Origin of the sequence: Micromonospora parastrephiae, from assembly GCF_016802865.1 — a bacterium.
Taxonomy (GTDB): Bacteria; Actinomycetota; Actinomycetes; order Mycobacteriales; family Micromonosporaceae; genus Micromonospora; species Micromonospora parastrephiae.
This window is the reverse complement of record NZ_JAEVHM010000237.1, coordinates 1-6,988: the sequence shown is the minus strand read 5'-3', so window position 1 is coordinate 6,988 and position 6,988 is coordinate 1. Positions and strand designations below refer to the sequence as shown.

Here is a 6,988-nt window from a genome sequence, read left to right as displayed (position 1 = left end):
CGGCCGAGCGGCCGGGCGCCCGTTGCTGTCGCTTTGGCGAGATCGCCCGAGCGGGCCCGAACGCACCGAACCCGACGTGCAGGCGTGAAAGAGCGCGTTCCGGGTAATAGGGCGCGCGCGCATCAAACCGGTGCCAACGTCGGGACGAGGGGTGACGGGATGGACGGCGGCGGTCTTCGGCTCAACATGAACGGGCTGGACTACCTGATTCTGGCGCTGTACTTCGTCACCGTCCTCGGGGTTGGCTTCGCGGCCCGCCGGGCGATTCGGACCAGCGTCGATTTCTTCCTCTCCGGCCGGTCCCTGCCGGCCTGGGTGACGGGTCTCGCCTTCGTCTCGGCGAACCTGGGCGCGCTGGAGATCATCGGTATGGCCGCGAACGGCGCCCAGTACGGTGTGATGACGGTCCACTACTACTGGATCGGCGCGGTGCCGGCGATGGTGTTCCTGGGCATCGTGATGATGCCCTTCTACTACGGCTCCAAGGTCCGCAGCGTGCCGGAGTACCTGCGGCTGCGCTTCAACCGCCCCACACACCTGCTCAACGCGCTCAGCTTCGCCGTCGCCCAGGTGCTGATCGCCGGCGTGAACCTGTACGCGCTGGCCCTGGTGATGCAGGCGCTGCTCGGCTGGCCGCTCTGGACGGCGATCGTGGTCGGCGCGGCGATCGTGCTGGCGTACATCACCATCGGCGGTCTGTCCGGCGCGATCTACAACGAGGTGCTCCAGTTCTTCGTCATCCTGGCCGGTCTCATCCCGGTCACCGTGATCGGCCTGGTCAAGGTCGGTGGCGTGAACGGGCTGATGGACGCGGTACGCGACTCCAAGCTCGGCGAGGCGGGCCTGCACGCCTGGCAGGACACCGGCAGCACCGCCAACCCGCTGGGCGCGCACTGGATCGGCATCGTCTTCGGCCTCGGCTTCGTGCTGTCGTTCGGCTACTGGACGACGAACTTCGCCGAGGTACAGCGGGCGCTGTCGGCGAAGAACATGAGCGCCGCCCGGCGTACGCCGATCATCGCCGCGTATCCGAAGCTGTTCATTCCGCTGGTCACGGTGATCCCCGGCCTGGTGGCTCTGGTGACGGTGAAGGGCCTGGGCGCGGAGAGCGGCGACCTGCAGTACAACAACGCGATCCCGCTGCTGATGCGCGACCTGCTCCCCAACGGCGTGCTCGGGGTGGCGGTCACCGGCCTGCTCGCCTCGTTCATGGCCGGCATGGCGGCCAACGTGAGCGGCTTCAACACCGTCTTCACCTACGACATCTGGCAGGCGTACATCCGCCGGGACCGGTCGGACGACTACTACCTGCGGATCGGCCGGTGGGCGACGGTCGCCGCCGTGGTCATCGGGATCGGCACCGCGTTCATCGCGGCCGGATTCAGCAACATCATGAACTACATCCAGGCGCTCTTCTCCGTCTTCAACGCGCCGCTGTTCGCCACCTTCATCATCGGCATGTTCTGGAAGCGGATGACCGCCCTGGCCGGCTTCTGGTCGCTGCTGCTGGGCACCCTGGTGTCGCTGAGCCTCTATCTGCTCTACAAGGGCGGTGTGGTCGACTTCAACTCCGACCTGGAGGAGAGCTTCTGGGGTGCCGGTCTCGCGTTCGTCACGGCGGTGGTGGTCGCCGCGATCATCACCCCGCTCACCGCGCCCAAGCGTGACGAGGAGCTGCGCGGGCTGGTGTACGGGCTGGGCGGCGTCGACCTGAAGGGCGACGTACTCGCCGGGGACGCCGCCTGGTACCGCTCCCCTGTCCTGCTCGGCCTGATCGCGGTCGCGCTGGCCGCCCTCTTCTACATCCCGGTCTTCTAGGAAAGGAGTCGGCAGATGAGCAACGACGGCCAGCCGGCGCAGGACCCGCTGATCGACGAGGCGCAGGCGGAGCAGCGCCGTTCCGCGGCCGCCCGGCTGTTCGACATCCGTCGGGTGATCGGTGGCCTCTTCGTGGCGTACGGGATCATCGTGACGTTGATCGGCGTCTTCGACAGCCGGGCCGAGATCGACAAGGCCGAGGGTGTGCGGATCAACCTGTGGGCGGGGTTGGGGATGCTCATCTTCGGGCTGCTCATGCTGCTCTGGCAGTGGCTGCGCCCGGCGGAACCGCCAGCCCCCAACGAGCAGCAGCCCGGCACCTGACCCGTCCGACCCGCGCGCATGGCCGCTGCCGCACGGGGTAGGCGAGGGGGATAGCGCACCGCGCCGGACACAGGAGGCGACACCATGACCGATCGCGACCGCCGACCGCCGCTGGAGGAGAGCCCGGAGATGGCCGCGGCGGCGGACGACGACAGCACCGTCCCCCAGCTGAGCGGCGGAGGCGGCCCCGACCGGGACACCCCGGCCTTCGCCGAGCCGCGCAACCGGCCGGAGGACCTCGCGCCGGACACCGACGACCTGATCGGCGACCCGTACGCCGCCGGCACCGGGGCCACCGGAACGGGCACCGGGGCGGCGGGGACAACATCCGTACCGGTGCGGAGCAGCCGTGGGAGCCGGAGGACCTGGTGATGGCCCGCGGGCAGGACCTCACCCCGGAGAACCTGGACAAGGCCCGCCGTGACCTGGCCGAGCAGGGTCGGGCGGCGATCGAGCGCACGGTGCCCTGACCGGCACGTAGAAAGGGGGGTCCCCGACCCGACCTGTGACGGTCGGGCCGGGGACCCGGGGGAACCTGCCGCCGGCAGTGCCTCACCTACTGCCGGCGGCGGGTGGGCGCGGGAGCGATCCGGTCAGAGCGCCGGGTACGCGTTGCGCATGAGCTCCTGGAACTGCGCGGAGAACCACGCACCGGAGATCGGAGCGTCCGGCAGCGCTCCGGACGGGTTGTTGCCGTTGCGGGCGTTACCGCCGTACGTCGGGTCGCACATCCGGTCGAAGCCCTTGCCCTCGTTGTTCGGGATCTCCTTGCTGGAGCCGTCCGACTCACCCGGAGGCTTCACCCAGACGTACGCGTCGATGCCGGGCTCCGGGTTGGCCCGGGGCCGCTCACCGAGGCCGGCGCCGGACTGGTTGCACCAGTTGCCGAGGTGGAGCCGGCGGTCGATGCGACCTCCGTTGACGTAGGTGTCGACGCTGGTCGTCGCGCCCGGCCCGGTGGGTCGCGCGGAGCCACCCCAGCCGTTACGGGAGGTGTCGATCAGCATGCCGATGTTGGAGTTGAAGCCGACCGAGACCAGCTTGTCGCGGAACGCCTGGGCGAAGGACAGTTCGTCGACGTAGAAGTTCCAGTCGACCCACTTGGACTGCCGCACGGTCTGACCGTTGACGGTGTCGGTGACCTTGAAGTACGGCTCGCGCAGGGCCGAGTAGTTCGCCGTGTTGGTGATGAACCCGTGCACGTTGTTGACCGTGCTGCCGGAGGCGACCGCCGCGGTCTTCAGGATGTCGGCGGTGGGGCCGAAGTTGGTGTCCCAGCCGAGCCAGCCGTGGTGGCCGGCATCGATGTAGTTGTACACATTGCCGATGGCGCCCAGCTTGGCCAGGGCGTAGCCGACACCGTTGACGTACGCGCCGTTGGCCTTGACCGTGTCGCACATGACCGTGCCGCCGGCCTGACCGGAGGTGTTGGTGATCAGGTTCGGCAGCGAGTCGATCTCGATGACGTTGATGATCCGCAGGTTCCGGTACTTGGCGTCGCCCTGGATCGCCGCGATCGGGTCGATGTACTGGGCCTTGTACTTGGGCAGCTCGTCCGGGCCCAGCTCGCCGTTGGAGGCGAGCGCGGAGCAGTCCCGGCCGGGCAGGTTGTAGATCACGAACTGGATGTAGCCGGCGCCCTGACGCAGCGCCTCGTCCAGGTGGTCACGCACCCCGAACGCGCCGTTCGAGCTGCTGTCCGGAGTGCCGTTGATGGCGGCGATCCGGTCCAGCCAGACGGCGGTGGGGTTGTTGGAGACCCGGCTGCCACCCGGCTCGGCGTCCGCCTTGGCCTTCCACTCCGGGTTCACGTAGCCGCGCGCTCCGGCGTACGGGTTGTCCACCTTCGCTCCCGCCGGGGGCGGGGTGGTGGTGGGCGGCGGGTCGGTCGGAGGAGGCGTGGTGGTCGGCGGAGGCGTGGTGGTGGGCGGGGTCGTGGTGCCACCGTTGCAGACCACGCCGTTGAGGGTGAACGAGGTCGGCTTCGGGTTGCTGCCACTCCAGGCGCCGTTGAAGCCGATGTTCGTCGACGCGCCGGTGGCGAGGCTGCCGTTGTAGGACAGGCTCCGGGCGGTGACCTGGCTGCCGGACTGGGTGAACTCGGCCGACCAACCCTGCTGCACACGCTGGCCGGAGTTGGGGAAGGTCCAGCCCAGCGTCCAGCCGTTGACCGGGTCGCCGAGGTTCTTGATGGTGACGCTCGCGGTGAAGCCGCCGGCCCACTCGTTCGACGAGTAGGCGATGTCGCACTGCGTCGCGGCTTGGGCCGCGGTGACGGGAATCGTCACGAGCCCGCCGGCGACCAGGGCACCCGCGCCGGCGAGCGCGAGGGCCCGGCGTGGGCCGGACAGCCTTCTCCACACATTCATGCCACTGATCTCCTTGGGCGAGACCGGGCCCGCGTACGGCCCGGCGGGACGGCACGGTGGGCGTCCTGTGTGGACGGCCGCCGGCGCCAACGGGATTCTTCGGGGTGCCCGACCCGGACGGGCGTTGGTGGTGGGTGATCGACCGGCACGCGGCCGGGCGGTCGGCGGCAGAACGTCGCCCGGCGGACCGGATGCCCTCGACTGCCTGCCTGCGCGGTGTGGCTCCCCGAACCGCGTGCGCCGATTCTTGCATGGGAGCGCTTCCATGGCAATGGCTCGATGTGTCGAGCCGGAGGATCCGCATCAGACTCGGACGATACCCCCGAGCGGCCCCGAGTGGCCCCGAGTGGCGCGAGTGGGACCAGCGCCGGCACGCGACGCCCCTAACGCCCTGGGTCGCACGCAAGGGCTCGGCGCAACCGAGACCGCGCGGCAGGCGGCGAAAGCCGCGTAGCACCCCTTCACCTCTTACCAGCAGCAAAGGGCAAAACGCGAATCTTTCCCTTTATAGGTCATGAAACCGTCTAACGTCGGTCTTAGCTCGGTTGTCGCCGAGCTCAGGACAACAGGGATGGAGTGACGCAGGTCATGGCTAAGAAGATGCTCGGGAAGGTCGTTGCGGGCGCCGCGCTCGGCGGCGCGTCGCTCCTGGTGTTCACGCCGGGGATCGCGTTCGCGGACGGGCACCACGACGGCGGCAAGGACCGTGACGGCAAGGTCTTTGCCAAGCCGCACGTCGTCAAGGCCGGCGACGAGGTCAAGCTCCTCGAGATCTGCCCGGATCGGCAGGAGCACGCGTTCGTGTGGTCCAAGGTCACCGGCAAGGTCAAGCTCAAGCCGGCGCACGACGACCGGGGCGAGGACCGCGGCGAGTGGCGCGAGGAGAACTCGGACCACGACGACAAGGGCAAGGACGAGCACGGCAAGGACGAGAACGGCAAGGACCACGAAGGCAAGGACGAGAACGGCAAGGACGAGCACGGCAAGGACGAGAACGGCAAGGACGACAAGGGCAAGGACGGCTCCCAGCCCGGTGGCCAGGGCGGCGGCGCTGCCGCCGACGCCTACGGCGACGAGGACAGCAAGGACTGGAAGGGCGAGGAGCACGGCCAGGACGCGGACCACGGCCGCGACTGGAAGGGCCACGAGGACAAGAAGGACTGGGAGTCCAAGGGCCACGACTCGGACAAGTACGGCTCGGACGAGCGTGACTCCGACAAGTACGGCTCGGACAAGCGCGACTCGCACGAGTACGACTCGGACGAGCGCGACTCCGACAAGTACGGCTCCGACAAGCGCGACTCGCACGAGTACGACTCGGACGAGCGCGACTCCGACAAGTACGGCTCCGACGAGTACGGCTCCGACGAGTACGGCTCGGACAAGGGCCGGGAGTCCAAGGACCGTGACGACTACGGCAAGGACGAGCGCGGCGACTACGGCTCCGACGAGCGCGGCGACTACGGCAAGGACGAGGACCGCCGCGAGCACGAGCGCGAGTTCGTCTACTACGGCGAGGCCAAGGTCGACAAGGACGCGAAGCCGGGTCGCTACGAGCTCAAGGGCTCCTGCGGCGAGGGTGAGCTGGTCGTGCTGCCGCACGGCGGGGTCGACGGCGGTGACGGTGGCGCCAGCACCGGCACCGACCGTGGCCTGGCCACCGGTGGGGCGGGCCTGCTCGGCGCTGCCGCGCTGGGCGGGATCGTGCTGATGCGTCGTCGGCGGACCGATGGTTCGCTCGTCTGACGTGACGACGACACGGGCCGGCGGCCGTCACGGGAAACCGTGGCGTGCCGCCGGCGCGGCCGTCGTCGTCACCCTCGCCATGATCGGGGCCGGCATGATCGGCGCGGCCCTCGACACCACGTCCGCTCCCCGCCCACCGCAACCGCAGTCCCAGGCCGGCCCCGAGGTCACCTCCCCCGGCGTACCGCCGCTCGACGGGGAGCCCTCCGCGCAGGGGGACGCGCCGCCCGGACTGGCGCGCTCCGCCCCGACCAGCATCGAGATCCCCCGGATCGGCGTCAACGCGACGATCATGTCGCTGGGCACCAACCCGGACGGCACCGTCCAGGTTCCCCCGCTGGAGCAGGCCGACCAGGCCGGCTGGTACGAGCCGGGCGCGAGTCCCGGCGAGACCGGCAACGCCGTCATCGTCGGGCACGTGGACTCGGCGAAGCTCGGACCGGCCGTCTTCTTCGACCTCGGCTCACTCGCCCCCGGCGACATGATCACCGTGCGGCGGGCCGACGGCCAGCCGGCGATCTTCCGAATCGACTCGGTGAAGTCGTACCCGAAGACGTCCTTCCCCACCGAGCTGGTCTACGGCCCCAGCGACCGCCCGGGACTGCGGGTGGTCACCTGCGGCGGCGACTTCGACCAGACCGCGAAGAGCTACCTGAACAACGTGATCGTCTTCGCCAGCCTGACGGCGTGACCCGCCAGCGCAGACGCGGTCCGGCCGGCCGGGGTGTACC

General features: G+C 69.6%; 5 protein-coding genes and 1 pseudogene. 5 read left to right on the top strand and 1 reads right to left on the bottom strand.

Annotated features, from left to right (window positions below):
• The first annotated feature begins 159 nt into the window (after positions 1 to 159).
• The 3 genes and pseudogenes from JNW91_RS28025 (at position 160) to JNW91_RS28015 (ending at position 2,612) form a co-directional block, all read left to right on the top strand.
• Complete coding sequence (locus JNW91_RS28025; RefSeq protein ID WP_203178462.1) at positions 160 to 1,818, top strand: sodium:solute symporter family protein; 1,659 nt, start codon at positions 160 to 162, stop codon at positions 1,816 to 1,818.
• A gap of 15 nt (positions 1,819 to 1,833) precedes the next feature.
• Positions 1,834 to 2,142 (top strand): hypothetical protein, encoded by a 309-nt coding sequence (locus tag JNW91_RS28020; RefSeq protein WP_203178460.1) that lies wholly within the window; start codon positions 1,834 to 1,836, stop codon positions 2,140 to 2,142.
• A gap of 84 nt (positions 2,143 to 2,226) precedes the next feature.
• Positions 2,227 to 2,612, top strand: a pseudogene (locus JNW91_RS28015) (hypothetical protein).
• A gap of 123 nt (positions 2,613 to 2,735) precedes the next feature.
• Here JNW91_RS28015 and JNW91_RS28010 read toward each other — a convergent pair.
• Complete coding sequence (locus JNW91_RS28010) at positions 2,736 to 4,511, bottom strand: glycoside hydrolase family 6 protein (RefSeq protein ID WP_203178458.1); 1,776 nt, start codon at positions 4,509 to 4,511, stop codon at positions 2,736 to 2,738.
• Between the two features lie 588 nt (positions 4,512 to 5,099).
• Here JNW91_RS28010 and JNW91_RS34195 point away from each other — a divergent pair.
• The gene (locus JNW91_RS34195; RefSeq protein ID WP_238425839.1) at positions 5,100 to 6,257 is read left to right on the top strand and encodes a hypothetical protein; all 1,158 of its coding nucleotides are present in this window, start codon (positions 5,100 to 5,102) and stop codon (positions 6,255 to 6,257) included.
• Position 6,258: 1 nt separating this feature from the next.
• Positions 6,259 to 6,948, top strand: a complete 690-nt coding sequence (locus tag JNW91_RS28000; RefSeq protein WP_203178456.1) for a class F sortase — start codon at positions 6,259 to 6,261, stop codon at positions 6,946 to 6,948.
• Positions 6,949 to 6,988 lie beyond the last annotated feature (40 nt).

Bases quoted from the DNA above. Each gene is read 5' to 3' on its own strand.
- JNW91_RS28010 (WP_203178458.1), bottom strand. From the start codon at position 4,511: ATGAATGTGTGGAGAAGGCTGTCCGGCCCACGCCGGGCCCTCGCGCTC.
- JNW91_RS28025 (WP_203178462.1), top strand. From the start codon at position 160: ATGGACGGCGGCGGTCTTCGGCTCAACATGAACGGGCTGGACTACCTG.
- JNW91_RS34195 (WP_238425839.1), top strand. From the start codon at position 5,100: ATGGCTAAGAAGATGCTCGGGAAGGTCGTTGCGGGCGCCGCGCTCGGC.
- JNW91_RS28020 (WP_203178460.1), top strand. From the start codon at position 1,834: ATGAGCAACGACGGCCAGCCGGCGCAGGACCCGCTGATCGACGAGGCG.